The sequence below is a fragment of the Streptomyces sp. SYSU D01066-1 genome (genome assembly GCF_054956795.1).
In genome coordinates this window covers 118,458-137,704 of record NZ_JBUDHV010000015.1, presented here as the reverse complement: position 1 = coordinate 137,704, position 19,247 = coordinate 118,458, and the positions used below count along the sequence as shown (strand labels likewise).

The window sequence follows — 19,247 nt, the reverse complement described above, 5'->3', positions numbered from 1 at the left end:
CACCACCACCGTCACCGTCGGCCAGACCGTCACCTACCGCGTCACCGTCCGCAACACCGGACCGAACGACGCCACCGGCGTCACCGTCACCGACACCCTCCCCGCCGGACTCACCTTCCTGTCCGCCACCGCCACCACCGGCACCTACGACCCCGCCACCGGCCGCTGGACACTCGGCGCCCTCGCCGACGGCGCCAGTGCCGCCCTCACCCTGCAGGCCAAGGCCACCGTCACCGGCCCCGTCACCAACACCGCCACCGTCACCGCCAACGAAACCGACCTCCACTCCGGCGACAACACCGACAGCGTCACCGTCTGCGTCGAACCCGCCGACAACTGCAACCCCTGCTCCCCGTCCACCGGCGGCCGCGGCCCCTGCCCGCCCAAGCCCATCGACCCGGCCCCCTGCAACGCCCTGACCCGTACCGGCCAGGGCCTACTCGTCCCCCGCACCGACTACACCGGCCTGACCGGAACCCGGCAGCCCGCCATCGGCACCGAACGCTCCGTCGACATCGACGTACGCGTGGACGGCGACTGCCCCAGGAACGTCACCATCGGCGCACGCCTCACCCCGTGGGCCGGCCAGGTCGGCTTCGGTACGGACGACGCCATCAACATCCTCAACCGGCCTCTGGAGCAGTGGTTCGACGTGCCCGGCACCGACCTGACCCTGCCCGAGGCCGGCAGGTACGCCCTCGACCTCGACGCGCGAGCCAGGATCGCCGCTCGGCTCCCGCACTGGTCCAACGTCGTCTTCCAGGTCTTCGACGTGACGGCGAACGCGCCAGTACCGGAAACACAGTTGTGGACGGTGGGCATGGCGTTCTTCGGGCCGAGCCCCGGGAACGAGATGGCCGTCGACGACTCCGCCCACCTCAGCAGGCTCTACACCATCGACGGACCCAGGACCCTGCGCATCCAGGCCCGCCGCCGGCAGCACGACCGCCCGGACCTCGACCTCCAGCCGGCCAAGGAGACCGACATCGTGGGGTACACCGGCATCCGCGCCATCAAGATCAACGACTGACGGCCGCGACCGAACCGGCCGAGGAAGCCACCGACAAAACACCGCCCCGGCCAGCGCCTGACCGGCGAACGGCTCCTCACCCTTCGCATGAAGAAGGACCCTCCGCCCCGCTCGCCCGCTGGCCGGGCACCGGCATACCAGCCCCGCCCGGCCGGAGCGCCCGCCCCGCCCACCGCACGTTCCGCTCCCACCCACTGCACGCCGCCTCCGAGGAGGATTCCATGTCGCTCAAGCATCTCCTGGTCACCGCGGCCACGGTCGCCGCCGTGTTCACCGCCACCGGCGGTGCAACAGCCGCCCCGGCCCCCGACTTCGGTAACGGAGGCTTCGAATTCCCCAGCGCACCGGCGAACAGCTACCTGATCGTCCCCGCAGGCAGCTCCCTCGGCCCCTGGCAGGTCACGGCCGGCGCCGTCGACCTGGTCGACGACGGATTCTGGCAGGCGGCCGAAGGCCAGCAGAGTGTCGACCTCAACACCAGGGGCGACGGCCCCGGCACGGTGACGCAGACCTTCACCACCATCCCCGGTGACCCGTATACGGTCACCTACTCCCTGGCCGGCAACCCCGACGGCCCCCCGGCGGTGAAGACCGGCCAGGTCCTCGTCGACGGTGAGGCCGTACAGGACTTCTCCTTCGACATCACCGGCAAGAGCCGCGGCAACATGGGTTACGAGACGCGGAAGTTCGCCTTCGTGGCCAAGAACCCCACCACCACGCTCAGCTTCGCCAGTACCACCTCCAGCCTCCGGTTCGGACCGGTCATCGACAACGTGCAGGTCAACACCTGCGGCTGCTGATCCGGCAGCAGACCCCACCTCCCCTTCGGACACTGATCGGGACCACGCCGCAGGCGGGGTGGGGTGCGGGCCGCGAAGGGCCGGCACCCCACCCGACCGCTGCGGCGACCGCATAGCGCACCCCACCGGTGCCGCCTGCGGCCTGCCGGACCGGCGCACGCGAGCAGGCGGACACGTCCGACGCACCACGCGTACCCGCCTTCCGCCTCCCGCCGCCAAACGGAACCGGAAGAAGGTCGAAACCGGTGAAACGGCACAGACCTCACCCCTCCTCGTCATCCCGTCCCTCACCTCAAGGAGATATTCCATGTTGCTCGCGCGTGCCTGTGCCACCGCGATCGCGGCCGCCAGCCTCTTCACCATCGCCGGTACCGCGGCCGCCGCGCCCACGGCCGGCGGCTTCGACAACGGCAGCTTCGAATCCCCTGTGCTGGCGGCGAGAACCTTCAAGGTTCTGCGCGCGGGGGAGTCCATCGGTCCGTGGCAGATCACCTCCGGAGCCGCGGATCTGATCGGCACCGGCTTCTGGCAGGCCGCCGAAGGCGGCCAGTCCGTCGACCTGAACGCCGGAGAACCCGCGACCCTGGCACAGACCTTCACCACCGTCCCGGGCGAGGTCTACACGGTGGCCTACGCCCTGGCCGGCAACCCGGCAGCGGCCCCGCGGGTCAAGACCGGCAAGGTCCTCGTCGACGGCCAGAGCATCCAGGACTTCTCCTTCGACACCGCCGGCAAGTCCTTCGGGGCCATGGGCTACGTCAACCAGCGCTTCGCCTTCGTCGCCCGGGCCGACACCACCACCCTCGCCTTCGCCAGCACTACCTCCTCCACACCCGGAGGCCCTGTCATCGACAACGTACGAGTCAACCCCTGCAGCTGCGGAACGTGAGGTCTTCGACCGGTGACCTGGGGCCGCGCGGCGTCGACGATGCTGCGCGGCCCCAGGTGTGCCGTAACAGCCCGGCAGTATGTACAGGTGTTGAGCCGGAGCCCCGAGACGGCCGACCATGCGAAGGACCGACCACACCCGGGACAAGGCCAGAAGCCTTGTGCGGCGTGGCAGTGGGCGAATGCGGGCGGACCCCTCTGCGCTGTCGGCGGAGACGTACGAAAGCGACATAGGCGGCCCGCCCTCCTACGCCAGCGGCAACCGGGGACGCCGCGCAGGGCACGGTCGTCAGACCGGACATGCAGCCGCCACGCAGAACGCTCGGCTGGGCGATCCCAGCCGAGCGTCCTGCCACGGTCAGTCGGTCACCGTCTGCGAGCCGGCCCCTGGACTTCGCCGTGCGCCGGGACCTTTCCTCAGTCGATGTGCTGTACGCCGGTCCAGTTGATGTACCAGCCGCCCTCCTGGGCCTGCGAGGGCGGCAGGCTCGCGTCCCGGAAGTGCTGCAGGTAGACGCGGAACCCCCGGTCGGTGGGCTCGTAGACAGCGGCCGCCCCCACCACCTCGCCCACCTTCGTCCCGCTCCCGCTGAGGGAGATGACATAGACGGGGGTGCCCAGGTCGGACCGGAAGTTCGCGCTGCTGGTGTCGACGTTGATGTACATGTTGTTGTTGTACGGCTGCCAGCCTTCGCCCGGGTTCGTCCTCCCGGAGCCTACGATGCCTCTGATGGCGTTAGCCATGATGGAATCTCCCTTGAACGGCCTCGTGCCGTGCCCTGCTGGGCGGCCATGGGAGGATTTACCCCGTGATTCGGCTGATGAGACGTTCATCCGGGGGCGCAATGAAACAACAACGGCGCTGATCGACTTATCACATAACTCCGCGCTTGAATTCCATGGTGGACCTAGGATAGTGATCATAGCGTGGCCGCCGCCCCGGATGCTGAATGCAAGGTCGAGCGTGAACGGCGGTTCACGTTGCCGTACTCCGGCCTGTACGGGCACCGGGCGGGGAAGTATTCATCGATTTCTTCCCATGCAGTTCTGCGGTCGGCTCCCCACGCCCCCCGTCGGCGTGGTACGCATGTGACACCTGTGCGCAATGATCCCGATGGGGAAATTCATGCTCGTCCGACTGTCGGGAACAGTGTTCATGGCAGATTAGGAATCCGTTCCTGCATGCGGATTGATGTGATAAATCGACGAGCGCCGTTGTTGTTTCATTGCGCCCCCGGATGAACGTCTCATCAGCCGAATCACAGGGTAAATCCTCCCATGGCCGCCCAGCAGGGCACGGCACGAGGCCGTTCAAGGGAGATCCCACCATGGACAACATCGTCAGAGGCATCGTAGGTGCCGGGAAGAGCACTCCGGGCGAAGGGTGGCACCCCCACAACGAGGGCATCTACATCGACGTCGACACCACCAGTGCGGACTTCCGGTCCGACCTGGACACCCCCGTCTACCTCATCTCCCTCAGCGGGACCGGGGGGACGAGGCGGATGTGGAACGCGCTGGGGGCATCCACTGTGTTCGACCCCACCGACCGGGGGTTCCGCGTCTACCTGAAGCACTTCCGGGACGCGAGCCTGCCGCCCTCGCAGGCCGAGGAGGCCGGCTGGTACATCAACTGGATCGGCGTGCAGAAGGTCAGCTGAGGAAAGGCCCCGTGTGAGCGGCCTATTCGAGAGGCCGCTCACACGAAGTGACCAACTGGCCGCGGCCAGGAGCTCGCCAGAGCGCCCGGCTGGAATTCCAGCCGGGCGCTCTGCGTGACCGGCTGCCGGGCGACCGCGAGGGCGCTGTGCCCAGTAGGCAGATGGAGGACCACCACGTAGCGGGTGTGGCCTGTCCGGCTGGGGTGCGATTTCGCGCCTTCGATTGGTTCCGGGGCGCCAAACATAAATGGCCGCAAACCCGCAGGGCTTACTTCCCTCTGTTGAGTGGTTTGACGCCCTTTTCCGAGGCCGCGAGAGTGGTATCAGAATGGCTGTGCCCAAGGCCACCCGGGCCGGCGCTGCGGCATCATCCCTCCTACAAGAAAGCAAGTCACATGTTCGCAGTATTCACCGCCGTGCTGATCACCCGGCACAGCGAGAAAGCCGTCTGCGTCTACGGCGAGAAGAAGGACGACGGCACCGCCATCGTCCAGTGGCCCTACCATGACGGCGACCACCAGAAGTGGAACCTGGAAGCGACGACCGGCGGCTACTACGTGGTACGCGCCGTACACAGCCGAAAGGCGATGACGGTGGAGAACCAGAGCACCGCCGACGGCGCGAAGGTCGTCCAGTGGGGTCCCGTGTCCGGCCCGTACCAGGAATGGCGCCTGGTACAGAAGGACAACGGCTACTTCGCCCTCCAGAATCGACACAGCAGCCAATATCTGTCGGTCAACGGCGAAAGCACCGACAACGGAGCGGCGCTCATCCAGTGGCCCGGCGGTGACGGCCACCACCAGCAGTTCCGGCTCGCCTGACCCGCGACACCGGCGTCCCGCGGCCTGTCCGTGCCCCTCCCCGGCCGCGGACGCGAGCTGGGCGCCGGGCGCCACTGTGGACGCACCAACAGCCACAGGGAGATCACCGTGCTGTTGCCGTCGTTGCCCAAGGGAGTCCTGCTCGTCGCGGCAGCCGCCGCGGTTCTCGCACCAGCGGCCCCGCACACGCCGTCGGCCACTGGCCACGTCGACTGCTCCGCCGCGGCGCTGGAAGCCGCGGTGGCCGCCGCCAACCACAACCCGGCCAGCGCCACCATCGACCTGGACGCCGGCTGCGTCTGCACCCTCACCAGCACGGCCGAAACCACCAGCACCGGTCCCAACGGCCTGCCGGTCATCCGCCGCGAGGTCGTCATCAACAGACCTCCAGCGCAGCGCGGAGTCTGCGATGCCAACTCCACAGCACGACAAGCCCTGTCCGTCCGGTTTTGGCAGCCGGTTCCGCGACCCTCCGACTCGCATCTGCCGACTGCGTTCGCGGGGCCACGCGGTGGGTACAGGGCGACCGGTTCCATGCCGTGCCCTCAAGCAGCGCACGGAGTGCGGCAGACCAACGCCTTGTGCCACCGGTGCTCGATTCCCCTTGGCCATCCGCGAGACCTGTCCGGTTGTCGTCGGTGCCCAAGAGCCGTCCTGCTCGGCCTGCCATGCCTGCGGGCTGCAACGTACCCCGTAGGTGCCGGTACGATTCGGCGGCGACCCGCTCAGCGGACGCCCGGCGAGCCTGCCCGGCGGCCTGTCCTTTCACGGACGACAGGGAGGGACAAGCGGGTGGGAAGGAGAGAGAAGCGGTGCGGAAAGGGCTGGAGCGCACCACCGGGCGGCGGGAACAGCGCCTCGGGCGGTACGACAGGGGAAACCCTGCTCACGAGGTGGTGCGGGGAAGCTGACGCGCGGATCGGAAAGTGACGGGCCGATCAGTCGACGGAGAAGAAACTGGCACCGGTGCCCCGGCACGTGGGGCAAGCACGCGCGTGCTGCTCGCGCTGTATCACCGCCGGGGGAAAGACTTCTAACGAACGGCCAGCAGGCCGTACAAAAGGGGAATCCGCGGCTCGGACAGCCGCCACCAGCCAGAGCCCGTACGGGCCATCCGCGGCCAGCGCGGCCAGGGAAGCTCGTCGCTCTCCCGCAATCGCCTGACACCCATTCCCGCATCCGTCAACGCGTTCACGACCTCTCCCACCCCGTGCATCCACTCGTAACTGTCCGTGGCTCCCTCGACGGCCGGACCGTCGGTGTAGGTGTAGGTGGCATCCCGGTGCACCGGACCGGAGCCCCCCAGGTAGTCGTGGCGCAGCAGCAGCTCCGGTCCCTCACCCGGACCCGGTTTCGGGCCGAGCGAGTTGAGCAGCGGGTGGAACTCCACGACGTACAACCGCCCGCCCGGCCGCAGGAGCCTGGCCACGACATCCGCCCACCGGTCGAGGTCGGGCAGATAGCACAGGGCGCCCTTGCCCGTGTAGACGACGTCGAACCGCCGGCCCTCAAGTGCCGCCACGGCGTCGTACACGTTGGCCTGGACATAGGCGACGTCGAGGCCCGACTTCGCGGCGAGGTCCCGCGCGGCCGTCACGGACGCCGCCGAGAAGTCCAGGCCGACCGTCCGGGCTCCACGCCGGGCGAAGGCGAGCGTCTCCGTGCCAAGGTGGCACTGCAGGTGCAGCACGTCCCGGCCGGACAACTCGCCGAGGTCCTCCCACTCGAACGCGGCGAACCAGCGCTCCGGATCCAGGTCCTCGTCCAGGCCGTAGAACCGACTGGCGACGTGGACCGGAGTGCGGGCATCCCAGTTCGCCTGGTTGGCGCGCATCAGCCGCGCGTGCTCGGCGGAGGTCATGCGGACATCCAACCGTGCCCCGGCCGCGCGCGAGGGGAGGAAAACCGGAAAAGTGCTGTGCCGGGTGTCGATTCGGCCGGTTCCCGTTCGTCGGTGGGTGTAGGAATGTGATGAGAACCGGGAGGAGCCTCAAGCGAGCAGCGGGACTTCCGTTTCTCCGCGAAACGACCGGGGCCCCGATGGCATAGTTGTGAGGGCAGGGTTCTGCCGGTGGCGGTGGGCTGCTGGTCGGTCGAGAGCCGCTCGTGAACCGGTGCGCCACCAAGGACCCCCTCCGTACGGAGAGTCACGGCGCTCGCGAGGAACATCCACCACCCGGGGCCTGGTCACCACGGGCCCCGTTCTCCGTCGGCGAAAAGACGTGAACCACATCGTCCGCGGCAGCCTCCTGATTGCCTTCAACCGCGACGATGGTGCGGCGCGGCTGTCGCGTTTGCTTACGGCGTCGCCCGCAGTCGCACCGCCGACCGCAGCCCGCCCACACCCCCGCCCGGAACCGGGGAGCGACGGGGGAAGTGTGGCCGCAGGCGACCCAGGAGGCGGCAAGCTGAATCGCCCAGCACCGTAGCGGCAGCAACACGCTTGATCCCTCGGGTGGTGTACTCCCGCATGCTGATGGGCGGAGCACCCACTTGGCTGGGAAGGGGCATCCCCGGCTGGCCGTGCGGCTGCCTTGGCAGAGGGGGCCACGAACCCTCATGGGCGTCTCTCGCGGCTCCGCTCAGGTGGGGTTCTGCGGCTGTCGGTACAGCAATGAGATGGAGGGGTCAGTGATTGAGAAACCCCTTGATGAGCAGGACGAATCAGCGGTGATCCTGGAGTCGGCTGGAAGTGATGAGACTGCGGCCGTCAAGGCCGTCCGGGAGCTCACGGGACTGGGCCTGGAAGAAGCCAGAAAATTGACTGAAAGCCTTCCAAAGACAACCAAAGAAGGCATCCCCAGGTCCCCGCGGAGGAATGCCAGAAGAGACTTGTAGACGTCGGCGCCACGGTGGGCGTCGAATGAGTTGCCAATGCCGGCAGGAGGTGCGCCAGGCAGTGGAAACCGCTGCTTGTACGCCTCGCTGTCGAAGCCGGGCGAACAGCGACCGAGCCGACCTCGCCGCAGGCGGGAGCCGCAGTGATCGGACGGCTGCGGGGTGACCACGCGGATGCTTCGGCACCGCAGGTAGCTGTGAACAGCACCATCAAGAGTACGAGCGCTCTCGGTGCAGGCAGCGGCAAATTTCTCGGCGACCGCGCCGGAACCGTCCAGGACGACGACGAACGACGAGTGCAAGAAAGGACTGAACAGCAGCAGGACCTCCACCGCGATCACGCGAACCGCTTATCGCGATGCGAGTGGCGTGATGCCACAAGCGCCGCACCATGCTGTGCTTCCGCACGCCCCCACGGCCGGGATTTGCTTGTCATGCGCCAAGGCATACATGTCCGTAAAGCAAAACAACTTCGGTACGGATGCCACGTGGAGAGCCCCCATGAACTTCACCCGCAAGGTCGCCGCCACGCTCGGAAGCCTCACCCTGGCCGCCTCGAGTGTCTTCCTCACCGCCCCCGCTGCCCGAGCGGACGCCCGCGACTGCTTGGACTACCTGCAAAGCCAGGGCTATTCCCTCAATCACGTTCGAATCGGTGCATGTTACTACGCAGAGGAGGGGGAATGGTCACAGTGCTACTTCCAGCTGGAATGGAACGGTGACGTGTACTTCCTCCATGCGGAACGAGCCTGTGACCTCGGAGCAGCGTAACCGGTCATCGAGCATTGAACTGACGCGCGATAACGGGCGCATGGCCGCAGCCCAGTTGGCTCGAACGGGTTGCCGGGGCATGCTCGCGGGCGGTCTCTGCGTGGCGGTGGCGAACGCGGTACCGGTAGTCCTTCTCGCCGGGTTTGCTGCGATCACTTGCACGGGCGATCGTTACGGCGCGCGTACACCTCACGCAGGTGCGCGCGGTCGACGCAACGACCATGCTCTATGTGAGCCCGATCCTGACCAAGGAGGCAGAAGCTGGCGTGTACGGCCAGGACAGCCGCTGACGGGCAGGATGAGACTGCGGCGGTGGAGGAGGAGTACCGGCCGGGCTGAGCCTGGACAGGCTGTCACCGGACACCTGGCGGCGCCGGTGCGGGGCCTGGACGCCGGATGGCAATTCGCCGAGCGTCTGGAAGAGGCGGAGCCGACGGCGAAGGCGTCCATCGAGGTGCACGACGACGGGCGGGTAAAGCTGAAACAGTCCGGCACGCGCCAGCATCCGCCACCAGAGAGCGTGCCGTCACAGCGCCGCTGCGCTGTGACGTGCTCCCGCACGCCCCATACGGCAACGATTCGCTCGTCCCTGGCCAAGGCATGCATGCCGTAGTACAACACGGCCCCTATACGGGGCAACATGTGGAGGTCTTCCCATGAACGTCATCCGTAAAATCGCCACCACGCTCGGGGGAGTCACCCTGGCTGTCTCAGGCGTCTTCTTCGCTGCCCCCGCAGCCCAAGCCGACACCGACGCCTGCCTGGACTACTTGCAAAGCCAGGGCTACTCCTACGACATCGACCACTTCTACGGCTGCTACCACGCGCAGAGGGACTGGACGCTGTGCTACGCCATTCTGAGTGACGCGTACATCCACCCCGGCGTCGCTGCACGAGCCTGTGACTTGGGCGCAGCATAGACCCTGCAGCGTCTCGCCGGTCTGCTCGCGGGGCACCGGCGCCGGATCGGCTCCCGCTGGCGCCGCCTCACCTGCGGCCGGCAGGCCCTGCTCGTCCTCGCGCACCTGCGCTGCGATGACACTCCCCCAGCCTCCGGCCCGGGGCGGCCCCCCTGCCCGCCTGGCCGCGGGTTTCCGCATCGGAATCGCGACGGACCACCGCTACATCCGCGAGGCCGTCAACCTCCTGGCCGCGTCGGCTCCGACGCTGGAGCAGGCCATGGACACGGCCCCCGGAAGGCTTACGTGATCCTCGACAGCACGCTCCTGCCCATCGACCGCATCGCCGCCGACCGCCCGTACCACTCGGGAAAGAAAAAGCATCACGGCATGAACCTGCAGGTCCTCGCCGACCCGGCCGGACGCCTGATCTGAGCCTCGGACGCACTGCCGGGAGCCACCCACGACCTGACCGCGGCCCGGACCCACGACATCCCGGCCGCTCCGACCGCCGACAACATCAAGTGCTGGGCCGACAAGGCGTACCAGGGTACAGGCCCCGCCATCCGCCTCCCGCTCCGCGGCAGGAGCCTGCGCGGCCGGCGCCGGCGTCACAACCGGGACCATGCCAAGATCCGCAGCCTCGGCGAACGCGCCATGGCCACCCTCAAGGGCTGGCGGATCCTGCGCAAGCTCCGCTGCAGCACCACCCGGATCACCGCCGTCACCCGAGCCGTCGTCACCCTCGAACTCGCCAACTGATCAAGATGGCAAACGCTCACTGATCCAAGAAAAGCGGAACGCGTGGAGCCGGCATCGCTTTCCAGACCTCTTTTGGTCCCGCACCACACGATGCCGAACGTCAGGAAAGGGGGAACCAGATCGAGAGGCGCTTGGCGATGGCCGGTACATCGATGTTGTCCTGCGCGACGTCCTCGACGAACGGGCCGGCAACGGGGACGGGCGGCGGGACAGTACTGGCGCTGACGCCGTTGAAGCGCAGGAAGACACGCATGGCGAGCCAGGCGGTGCGCTTGTTGCCGTCGATCAGCGCGTGATTGCGGGCGACGGAGTGCAGCAGTGCCGCAGCCTTCTCGTGCAGCGTGGGATACAACTCGGCCCTGAACACGTTCGTCCGGGGCCGCTCGATCGCCGACACCAGAAGGCCCAGGTCACGCACACTGTGGTCGGTCCCGTTGACCGCACGGGCGATGACCAGGATCTCGTCGATCTGGACGTAGCGGACGCCGGTCACTTCAGGTAGTCCAGGATCTCCGCATCGCTGTCCATGAGCTCGGCCAAGACGTCATCGACCTTCAGTTCGGCCCTGTTCTGCGCGTCACGGATGGCCTCGATGGCAAGTTCCTGCTTGCTACGACCCTCCCGGCGGGCCCGCTCGGTGAGCTTCGCGTCAAGGTCGTCGGGGAGCCGGAGAGTCATCGCCATACAGAGATGATACCTGACCGGTATCAAATTGGTGCGGTCGGGCCGCGTTCTCGGCCTCCAAGGAAAGTGGGGCCGAACGGTCACTCGCATCACCTGCGGCGGCGCAGCAAAGACTTCCACTTCGAGCGTCATCCGAGCGTCACGAATCTCCGAACGACCCGCTGAAGGCGTCACCGATGCAAGCACCTCGCTCACGAATCCGCAGGTCAGCGAGGTACGAGAGTGATCCGTCCGCTCGAACCCGCTACACAGAGGGAAACAGGTCGAGCAACCCACCAGAGCAACAAAACCGCAGGTCAGGCACCCTTTCCCGCAGGCTCGAGAATCGCCACGCACTCAACATGCGACGTCATCGGAAAGATGTCGATCTGAGCGGATCCCAGAAAAGCCCTGCTCAAAGCCTGTTTCCCGACTCACCGTCCTGCATGTGACCCCTCGGAGCGTCAAACGAGCGTCATACGGACCAGTACTGCGTTATTGCCGCGCTCGCCGCCCGCGCATCACTCGCTACGGCCCTCCTACAGCGACCGCTGCATGCCACACCCGGTTGCGCCCTGCTCACGACCGTCCGCCAACTGGTCAAGTCGGTCGACCGTCACCGGGCCTGGACGTGCGTGAGCGAGCTGGCCACCCTGGTGCCACTACCGCGGCCGGATCGGCAGATACGGAGCCCGTACCCCAGGCCCGATACTGCCGTGCCCCGGCGGAGGGAGTCCGTCAGCCGGGTCCGGCGCCGACGTTCCCTGGGCGATTTCCGCTTCGGGCGACACCCGGTTGGTGAGATGAGATCGCGACCGTGCCGGCAGTCGGTGGTTCGCGTGGCGCAATCTGCGGCCGAGACGAAGACGTGGTGCTCCCCGTCCGGCCGGCCGGCGGCCGTCCGCGCCCTGAAGAGCACGGACGGTCGCCGGTGGTCAGTGCGAGCCGGTCTCCGTCCGGACCTCGGTGCGGTCACCGGCCCAGAGGGTGTGGAACGTTCCCTCCTGGTCGGTGCGCCGGTAGGTGTGGGCGCCGAAATAGTCGCGTTGGCCCTGGACCAGCGCGGCGGGGAGGCGGGCCGCGGCGAGGGAGTCGTAGTAGCTCAGCGCGGAGCTGAACCCGGGCACCGGGATGCCGGAGCGGACGGCGAGGGCGACGATGCGGCGCCAGGCGTCCTGGCCCTCGCTGATCGCCCGCGCGAAGTACGGGGCCTCCAGCAGGGTGGTGATGTCGGGGTTGTCGGTGTACGCCTCGGCGATCCGGTCGAGGAAGCGCGCGCGGATGATGCAGCCGCCCCGCCAGATCCTGGCCACGCGGTCCTTGCGGATGTCCCAGTCGTACTTGGCGGCGCCGACGGTGATCGCGTCGAAGCCCTGCGCGTAGGCGACGACCTTGGAGGCGTAGAGCGCCTTGGCGATGTCCTCGGCGAAGCCGGGGCCGGCCTCCTGGGGCGCGGGGCGGGCGATACCGAGCCGGCCTACGGCCGTGCGCTGGTCCGGCTTGGAGGAGACGGCGCGGGCGAAGACGGCCTCCGCGATGCCGCCCACCGGGACCCCGAGGTCGAGGGCGTTCTGCACGGTCCACACGCCGGTGCCCTTGGAGCCGGCCTGGTCGAGGACGATGTCGACGAAGGGCTTCCCGGTGGCGGAGTCGACCTGCCGCAGGATCTCCGCGGTGATCTCGATCAGGTAGGACTCCAGGGGGCCCTTGTTCCACTCGGCGAAGACGTCGGCGATGGCGTGCGGCTCCAGGCCGCCGACCGTGCGCAGCAGGTCGTACGCCTCGCCGATGAGCTGCATGTCGGCGTACTCGATGCCGTTGTGGATCATCTTGACGAAGTGGCCGGCGCCGTCGGTGCCCACGTGCGTGACACAGGGCTCGCCCTCGGCGACCGCGGCGATCGAGGCGAGGACCGGGCCGAGGGTCTCGTAGGACTCCGCCGAGCCGCCGGGCATGATCGACGGACCCTTGAGGGCGCCTTCCTCGCCGCCGGAGATGCCGACTCCGGCGAAGTGGATGCCGGTGGGGGCGATCCGCTTCTCCCGGGCGATGGTGTCCTGGAAGTTGGCGTTGCCGCCGTCCACGATGATGTCACCGGGTTCGAACCGGTCGACGAGCTGGTCGATCACCGCGTCCGTGCCCGCGCCGGCCTGGACCATGATGATCGCGGTACGCGGCCGGGCCAGCGACGCCACGAAGTCGTCGATGGACTCGGCGGCGACGAACCCGGCCTCGGGGTGGGCGGCGACGAGTTCGGCGGTGCGGGCGTGGGTGCGGTTGTACACGGCGACGGTGTTGCCCTCGCGGGAGGCGAGGTTGCGGGCCAGGTTGGCGCCCATCACCGCCAGTCCGATGACACCGATGTTGGCCGTTGCGCGGGTGGTCATGTGTGGTTCTTCCGTTTCGGTGGGGACGGTCGCGTGCGGGGCGGCGGGCGGGTCAGAAGGCGAGGAGGACCTTGCCGGAGACCGAGGCGTCGGCGGCGACGGCGAACGCCTCCAGGGCGTCGGCGGCGGAGAAGCAGTGGGTGACGACCGGCGCGACGGCGAGGGAGCCCTCACCGAGGGCCGCGATCACGTCGTCGATCTCGTCGTTGAAGCGGAAGGAGCCGGTCAGGTGCAGCTCCCGGGAGATGGCGTGGGCGATCTGCACCGGCTGGTCGCCCTGGGGCAGCAGCCCCACCATGACCACCGTGCCGCCCCGGGTGGCGCCGCGCAGCGCGGAGGCCAGGCCCCGGTGGTTGCCGGAGGACTCGATCACCACGTCGGCGTCGACGGCGGCGACGGCCCCGGTGTCGCCCGCGTGCAGGGTGCGTGCGGCGCCCACCTCGGTGGCGATCCGGCGGGGTGTGTCGTGCAGGTCGACGGCCACGATCTCGGCGGCTCCGGCGCGGTGGGCGACCGCGACGGCGAGGGCACCGATGGGGCCGCTGCCGACGACGAGGACCCGCTTGCCGCGGACGTCGCCCGCGCGGGAGACGGCGTGCCAGGCGACGGCGGCCGGTTCGGCGAGGGCGGCGACGCGCAGGTCGACGTGGCCGGGGAGGGTGCGAAGCATGGCCGCGGGCAGCACGACCTCGCGGGCGAAGGCCCCCTCGGTGTGCGGGAAGCGGGCGGCGGAGCCGAGGTAGCGCACGCCCGGCGAGAGGTTGGGCCGGTCCTCGGGGAAGCGGACGTCGGTGGGTTCGTGCCGCGCGGGGTGGACCGCGACCCGGGTGCCGGCGGCCGGGCCGCTGCCGTCGGACGCCGCCCGCAGCACGGTGCCGACGACCTCGTGGCCGAGGACCATCGGGGCCCGCAGCACCGACTCGCCGACCGCGCCGTGTTTCCAGTAGTGCAGGTCGGAACCGCAGATTCCGCCGTAGGCGACGGTGACGACGGCCTCGTGCGGCTCGGGGGCGCGCAGGGCGACCTCCTCGACCCGGACGTCGCCGGCGCCGTGCGCGACGACCGCGGTGGTGGTGCGCGGGGACTGGGTGGACATGGGCGGTTCCCTTCTCAGACGACGGCCGTCATGCCGCCGTCGACGAAGACGACCTGGCCGTTGACGTAGTCGGAGGCCCTGGAGGCGAGGAAGACGGCGGGGCCGACGACGTCGGCCACCGTGCCCCAGCGCCGGGCCGGGGTGCGGCCGAGGATCCAGGAGTTGAACTGTTCGTCGTCGACGAGGTTCTGGGTCATCTCGGTGTGGATGTAGCCGGGGGCTATGCCGTTGATCTGCAGGCCCTGGCCGGCCCATTCCGCCGTCATGGCCCGGGTCAGGTTGCGCAGGGCGCCCTTGGCCGCGGTGTAGGGGCCGATGGTGGGGCGGGCGAGGTCGGTCTGGACCGAGCAGATGTTGATGATCTTGCCGGCGTGGCGCGGCAGCATCCGGCGGGCGGCCTGCCGGCCCGTGACGAAGGCGCCGGTGAGGTTGGTGTCGAGCACCCGCTGCCAGTTGTCCAGGCTGACGTCGAGGAGGGGTTCGCGGTGCTGGACGCCGGCGTTGTTGACCAGGACGTCCAGCGGGCCGACTTCGGATTCGGCCGAGTCGAGGGCCGCGGCGACGGCGTCCTCGTCGGTGATGTCGAAGGCGCGGGCCGCCACGCGGTCCTTGCCGAACCGGTCGGCGAGCGCGGCGCGGGCGGTCTCCAGGCGGACCGGGTCGACCCCGTTGAGTACGAGGGTGGCGCCGGCCTCGGCGAGCCCGGCGGCGATGCCCAGTCCGATGCCGCGGCTCGATCCGGTGACCAGGGCCACAGTGCCGGTCAGATCGAAGGGGGAGGTCATGCGTGATGGTCTTCCTGGTCGTTCGGTCGTTGCGTGCTGCGGTGGGGCGGGGCGGGGCTCAGTAGAACTCGACCGTGTTGACGCGGTTGAGGAGTGGCTGCCCGTCGAGCAGGCGGGTGGCGTTGGCCGCGAAGAGCTCGGCGATGAGCCGGTCCTCGGCCGCGTCGAGTGCCGCGGTGTGCGGGCTCACCAGTACCCGGCCGTCGTCCCAGAGCGGGCTGTGCGCGGGCAGCGGTTCGGTCTCGAAGACGTCCAGGGCGGCGAAGCCGACCCGGCCGGAGTCGAGCGCGGCGACCAGTGCGGTCTCGTCGACCACGGTGCCCCGGCCGACGTTGACGACCGTGGCACCCGGCTGGAGCGCGTCGAAGAACTCCTTGCCGAGCAGGTGGTGGGTGGCGTCGGTGCCGGGCAGGGTGTTGACGACGGCGTCCACCTCGGGGGCCAGTTCGGTGATCCGGCCGGGGTGGACGACGCGGGAGACCCCGGGCACGGTGACCTCCCGGCGGCTGGTGCCGACGACGGTGGCGCCCAGCGCGTGCAGCGACGCCGCGACACAGCGGCCGATCCCGCCGAGGCCCAGCACGAGCACGGTCTGCCGGCTCACCTGGCCCATCGTCCAGCGGCCGGTCCACTGCCGGGCCCGCTGCTGGCGCTGGAGCCGGGGCAGGTGCTTGGCGCCCGCGAGCACGCCGAAGACGGCGAACTCGGCCAGCGGACGGCCGTGCACGCCGGCGGAGGTGGTGAAGGCGACCCGGTCCAGTTCGCCGGCGTCGAGTCCGGCGGCCTTGACCTGGCCGCCGCCGCCGGCGGCCATGGTGTGCACCCAGCGCAGCTTCGGGTTGGCCCGTACGGCGCGGGCCAGGGCGGCGGGGTCGACGTCGGGTATGCCGTACAGCGCGTCGGCGGAGTCGATCGCTGCCTCGAAGGCGCGCTGCTGCTCGGGGGTGCGGCGCCAGTCGGGGTCGCCGGCGAAGTCCGCGGGCCAGCGCATCGGGGGCAGCAGCGAGGGGTCGACGACGAGGTCGACGCGCGGTTCCAGCTCCTTGACGCGGGCGCGGTTCTCCTCGGACAGCGGGGCGGTGACCGCGACCCTGAGGCGGGCCGGCGGCTCGGGCGCGGCGGTCACCGGGCGGCCTCGGCGCGCAGGGCCTCGACCTCGGCGTCCAGGGCGGCCTCCCGGGCGACGATGGCCTCGACCGCTTCGAGCGCTTCCTCGGCCCGGTGCGGCGGGATGACGATGACCCCGTCGCCGTCGGCGGCGACGATGTCGCCGGGGTGGACCACGACACCGCCGACGGCGACCGCTTCGCCGATGGTGCCGGGGCCGTTCTTGAAGGGGCCGGCGGGGGTGAGGCCGCGGGCGAAGACCGGGAAGGCGAGCTCCTCGATGATGGCGGCGTCGCGGACGTAGCCGTCCACGACCGCGCCGGTCGCGCCGTGGACGGCGAAGCGCTGGGCGAGGTTGTCGCCCATGATGGCCCGGCCGTCGTGGCCGAAGGCGTTGATGACCAGCAGGTCGCCGGGGCGGATGTGTTCCAGCGCGGCGATCACGGCTTTGTTGTCGCCCGCCACGGAGAGCACCGGCAGCGCCGTGCCGACGGCCTTGGCGCCGGTCCAGACGGGCACGATGCCGCCGTCGACGATGTTCAGCCGGTCCAGGGCGTCGCCGAGGTTGGCCACCGAGTGGGCCCGGAACCGGTCCAGCAGTTTCTGGTCGACGCGGTTCCACTCGGGCTGGACGCGCACGTTGTCCTCGGTCATCGGCAACTCCTTGCGGGAGGGGGATCGTGGTGGTGACGGAAGAGACCGTGGCCGCGCGGCACCGCGCGGGCAGCGGGCGTGGGGCGTCACTTGCCCGTCCGGGAAGTGCGAAAACTTTCGCGTTTCGCCTGGGTCAGTCTGCATCCATCGACGGCTCAGCACAAGGGTGAGCTGCGGGCGGACCGCCTCCCGATCCGCGTTTCGGACGGGGAATCACAACCGAAGCGGAAGGTTAACTTCGAGGCAACACGATTCCTTGACCGGCGCGAGAATGCGAACCTATTCTCATTCGCAACTCAAGTCGCACCTCGGGCCCGGCGCTTCGACAGGCACGCCGGTAGCCCTCGGACACGTCACTCCCTCTCCCGGGATCTCCCCTCCGTCCCCCGCCGCACCGGGGCGAACAGGCGTATCCCGACGCCGTCAGGACACCTCACCCGGGTCCGCGACACCGAAAGTGAACGCGTATGACAACGTCAGATCGGCTCGGCACCACCCCAGATCGTCACGAAGCAGCGTCGGACGCCACCGACGCCGCGGCCGTCGACGTCGTCTCCCCCCACGACAAGGTCGTCCGCAAGGCCACCGTCGCGGGGGCCATCGGTTCCTTCGTCGAGTGGTACGACTACGGCATCTACGGCCTGCTGGTCACCTACCTCGCCCTCACGATCATGGGCGAGGCGGACGCGGGCAGCCTGTTCCTCACCAACGTCGGCTTCCTCGTCAGCTTCGTCGCGCGGCCCTTCGGCAGTGTCATCTGCGGCTACATCGGGGACCGGATCGGCCGCAAGAGCCTGCTCGCCGCCCTGCTCATCCTCATCTCGGCCTCCACCGCGGCCATCGGCCTGATCCCGTCCGCCGGTGTCATCGGTGTCGCCGCCCCTGTTCTGCTGGTGCTGCTGCGGGTGCTCCAGGGCTTCTCCGCTGGCGGCGAGGTGGCCGGTGCGATGTCCTTCGTCGGCGAGTACGCGCCGGACCACCGCCGCAACTACATGATGAGCTTCATCGCGGTCGGATCGTTCGTCGCCCTCATGGTCGGCAGCGTGCTGTCCGCCCTGCTCATCACGGTGCTCGGCGACGACGCGATGGCCTCCTGGGCCTGGCGGGTGCCGTTCCTGCTCGCCGTCCCGCTCGGCTACGTCGGCTTCTACATCCGCCGCCGGCTGGAGGAGACCCCGCACTTCGAGGCGCTGCGCGAGCAGAACACCGTCGCGCGCAACCCGCTGCGCGAGGCGCTCGGCTCGTCCCGGCACCGCAAGGCGATCGCGCTGACCGTCTTCCTGCCCGCCCTCAACGGCCCCGGCTACTACCTGCTGTTCGTCTACATGCCGACCTACCTGAAGACCTCGCTCGGCGAGAACAACTTCTCGATGCTGCGGGCACTGCTGGTCACCGCGGTCAGCCTGGTCGCCGTCGCCGTCTGCATCCCGCTGATGGCCCGTCTGTCGGACCGGATCGGCCGCAAGCCCGTGCTGGCCGGCTCCGCGATCGCGATGGCCCTCGTCTCGTACCCGATGTTCAGTCTCATCACCACGGGCCGGATCGGGCTCGCCTGCGTCGGCACCGTCGTGCTGGCCGTGGCCTTCTCCGGCCACGCGGCGGTCATCCACACGGTGCTCGCCGAGATGTTCCCGACCACGGTGCGCTACTCCGCCTACAGCATCGGCTTCTCCCTCTCGACCATCATCTTCGGCGGCAGCGCCCCGCTGGTGATGACCGAACTGATCGAGTCGACCGGGTCCCAGCTGGTGCCCGCGTTCGCCGCCATCCTCACCGCCCTCATCACCCTGGTCAGCCTGGTCTTCGTCACCGAGACCAAAGGCCGGCCGCTCGCCGCCCGCTGAACCGCCGTCCACAGAAGGGAGACACCATGGGACGTGTCCGCGCACCCGGCCCCGAGGGACACCCGCCGCGCCGGCCGCGGGCGGTGGACACGGTCCGCACCAACTGGGCCGTCACCGAATACGTCGAGCGGGCCATCGAGCGGGGCGAGTATCCCGTCGCCCTCGTCCCGCCCGCGGCCCTCCTCCGGGCGAGCTCCCGCTCCCGGCCCCACGCCGGACCGTGAACCCGCAGAACCCGCAG

The 19,247-nt window shown here is 69.3% G+C and carries 18 protein-coding genes and 2 pseudogenes; 11 read left to right on the top strand and 9 right to left on the bottom strand.

The genetic code is table 11. From position 1 onward, the window contains the following. From ACY1JF_RS17070 to ACY1JF_RS17060, 3 genes and pseudogenes are all read left to right on the top strand, one after another. Nucleotides 1-355, top strand: a pseudogene (locus ACY1JF_RS17070) (DUF11 domain-containing protein); the annotation flags it as partial. Between the two features lie 896 nt (nucleotides 356-1,251). Beyond that, nucleotides 1,252-1,830, top strand: coding sequence for a choice-of-anchor C family protein (locus ACY1JF_RS17065; RefSeq protein WP_462705977.1), 579 nt, complete (start codon nucleotides 1,252-1,254; stop codon nucleotides 1,828-1,830). Nucleotides 1,831-2,137: 307 nt separating this feature from the next. Next, nucleotides 2,138-2,719, top strand: a complete 582-nt coding sequence (locus ACY1JF_RS17060) for a choice-of-anchor C family protein (protein WP_462705976.1) — start codon at nucleotides 2,138-2,140, stop codon at nucleotides 2,717-2,719. Nucleotides 2,720-3,135: 416 nt separating this feature from the next. On the opposite strand, the gene ACY1JF_RS17055 is transcribed toward ACY1JF_RS17060, so the two are convergent. Beyond that, nucleotides 3,136-3,462, bottom strand: a complete 327-nt coding sequence (locus tag ACY1JF_RS17055; RefSeq protein ID WP_462705975.1) for a hypothetical protein — start codon at nucleotides 3,460-3,462, stop codon at nucleotides 3,136-3,138. Between the two features lie 584 nt (nucleotides 3,463-4,046). Here ACY1JF_RS17055 and ACY1JF_RS17050 point away from each other — a divergent pair. Further along, on the top strand, nucleotides 4,047-4,379 hold the full coding sequence (locus tag ACY1JF_RS17050; protein ID WP_462705974.1) for a hypothetical protein: 333 nt from the start codon (nucleotides 4,047-4,049) through the stop codon (nucleotides 4,377-4,379). Nucleotides 4,380-4,774: 395 nt separating this feature from the next. Continuing rightward, nucleotides 4,775-5,200, top strand: coding sequence for an RICIN domain-containing protein (locus tag ACY1JF_RS17045; protein WP_462705973.1), 426 nt, complete (start codon nucleotides 4,775-4,777; stop codon nucleotides 5,198-5,200). Between the two features lie 1,033 nt (nucleotides 5,201-6,233). Here the strand turns inward: ACY1JF_RS17045 and ACY1JF_RS17040 are convergent. Then, on the bottom strand, nucleotides 6,234-7,061 hold the full coding sequence (locus ACY1JF_RS17040; RefSeq protein WP_462705972.1) for a class I SAM-dependent methyltransferase: 828 nt from the start codon (nucleotides 7,059-7,061) through the stop codon (nucleotides 6,234-6,236). 770 nt (nucleotides 7,062-7,831) lie between these two features. Between ACY1JF_RS17040 and ACY1JF_RS17035 the strand changes: the two genes are divergently transcribed. The 4 genes and pseudogenes from ACY1JF_RS17035 (at nucleotide 7,832) to ACY1JF_RS17020 (ending at nucleotide 10,470) form a co-directional block, all read left to right on the top strand. Beyond that, entirely contained in the window at nucleotides 7,832-8,038 is a 207-nt protein-coding gene (locus ACY1JF_RS17035; protein ID WP_462705971.1) for a ribosomal protein L7/L12, read from the top strand. 501 nt (nucleotides 8,039-8,539) lie between these two features. Beyond that, complete coding sequence (locus ACY1JF_RS17030) at nucleotides 8,540-8,809, top strand: hypothetical protein (RefSeq protein WP_462705970.1); 270 nt, start codon at nucleotides 8,540-8,542, stop codon at nucleotides 8,807-8,809. A 656-nt stretch (nucleotides 8,810-9,465) separates the two neighbouring features. Then, nucleotides 9,466-9,729, top strand: coding sequence for a hypothetical protein (locus tag ACY1JF_RS17025; RefSeq protein WP_462705969.1), 264 nt, complete (start codon nucleotides 9,466-9,468; stop codon nucleotides 9,727-9,729). Nucleotides 9,730-9,732: 3 nt separating this feature from the next. Beyond that, nucleotides 9,733-10,470, top strand: a pseudogene (locus ACY1JF_RS17020) (transposase family protein). A 100-nt stretch (nucleotides 10,471-10,570) separates the two neighbouring features. Here the strand turns inward: ACY1JF_RS17020 and ACY1JF_RS17015 are convergent. The 7 genes from ACY1JF_RS17015 to ACY1JF_RS16985 all read right to left on the bottom strand — a co-directional run bounded on the left by ACY1JF_RS17015 (nucleotide 10,571) and on the right by ACY1JF_RS16985 (nucleotide 17,162). Beyond that, on the bottom strand, nucleotides 10,571-10,963 hold the full coding sequence (locus tag ACY1JF_RS17015) for a type II toxin-antitoxin system death-on-curing family toxin (RefSeq protein WP_462705968.1): 393 nt from the start codon (nucleotides 10,961-10,963) through the stop codon (nucleotides 10,571-10,573). Next, nucleotides 10,960-11,154 carry a ribbon-helix-helix protein, CopG family gene (locus tag ACY1JF_RS17010; RefSeq protein WP_037672007.1) on the bottom strand — a complete coding sequence of 65 codons (195 nt, stop codon included), beginning with the start codon at nucleotides 11,152-11,154 and terminating at the stop codon, nucleotides 10,960-10,962. Before ACY1JF_RS17010 ends, ACY1JF_RS17015 begins: the two co-directional genes overlap by 4 nt. A gap of 914 nt (nucleotides 11,155-12,068) precedes the next feature. Then, complete coding sequence (gene gndA, locus ACY1JF_RS17005; RefSeq protein ID WP_462705967.1) at nucleotides 12,069-13,520, bottom strand: NADP-dependent phosphogluconate dehydrogenase; 1,452 nt, start codon at nucleotides 13,518-13,520, stop codon at nucleotides 12,069-12,071. A 52-nt stretch (nucleotides 13,521-13,572) separates the two neighbouring features. Next, nucleotides 13,573-14,616 carry an L-idonate 5-dehydrogenase gene (locus tag ACY1JF_RS17000; RefSeq protein ID WP_462705966.1) on the bottom strand — a complete coding sequence of 348 codons (1,044 nt, stop codon included), beginning with the start codon at nucleotides 14,614-14,616 and terminating at the stop codon, nucleotides 13,573-13,575. Nucleotides 14,617-14,630: 14 nt separating this feature from the next. Further along, nucleotides 14,631-15,401, bottom strand: a complete 771-nt coding sequence (locus tag ACY1JF_RS16995; protein ID WP_462705965.1) for an SDR family oxidoreductase — start codon at nucleotides 15,399-15,401, stop codon at nucleotides 14,631-14,633. Nucleotides 15,402-15,459: 58 nt separating this feature from the next. Beyond that, nucleotides 15,460-16,527: a D-2-hydroxyacid dehydrogenase gene (locus tag ACY1JF_RS16990; RefSeq protein ID WP_462705964.1), complete on the bottom strand. Its 1,068-nt coding sequence runs from the start codon at nucleotides 16,525-16,527 to the stop codon at nucleotides 15,460-15,462. Further along, nucleotides 16,524-17,162 (bottom strand): RraA family protein, encoded by a 639-nt coding sequence (locus ACY1JF_RS16985; protein WP_462705963.1) that lies wholly within the window; start codon nucleotides 17,160-17,162, stop codon nucleotides 16,524-16,526. The genes ACY1JF_RS16990 and ACY1JF_RS16985 overlap by 4 nt, the downstream gene beginning before the upstream one ends. Nucleotides 17,163-17,629: 467 nt before the next feature. Here ACY1JF_RS16985 and ACY1JF_RS16980 point away from each other — a divergent pair, with 467 nt between their 5' ends. Beyond that, complete coding sequence (locus ACY1JF_RS16980; protein ID WP_462705962.1) at nucleotides 17,630-19,006, top strand: MFS transporter; 1,377 nt, start codon at nucleotides 17,630-17,632, stop codon at nucleotides 19,004-19,006. A 26-nt stretch (nucleotides 19,007-19,032) separates the two neighbouring features. After that, nucleotides 19,033-19,230: a hypothetical protein gene (locus ACY1JF_RS16975; RefSeq protein ID WP_462705961.1), complete on the top strand. Its 198-nt coding sequence runs from the start codon at nucleotides 19,033-19,035 to the stop codon at nucleotides 19,228-19,230. Nucleotides 19,231-19,247: the final 17 nt, after the last annotated feature.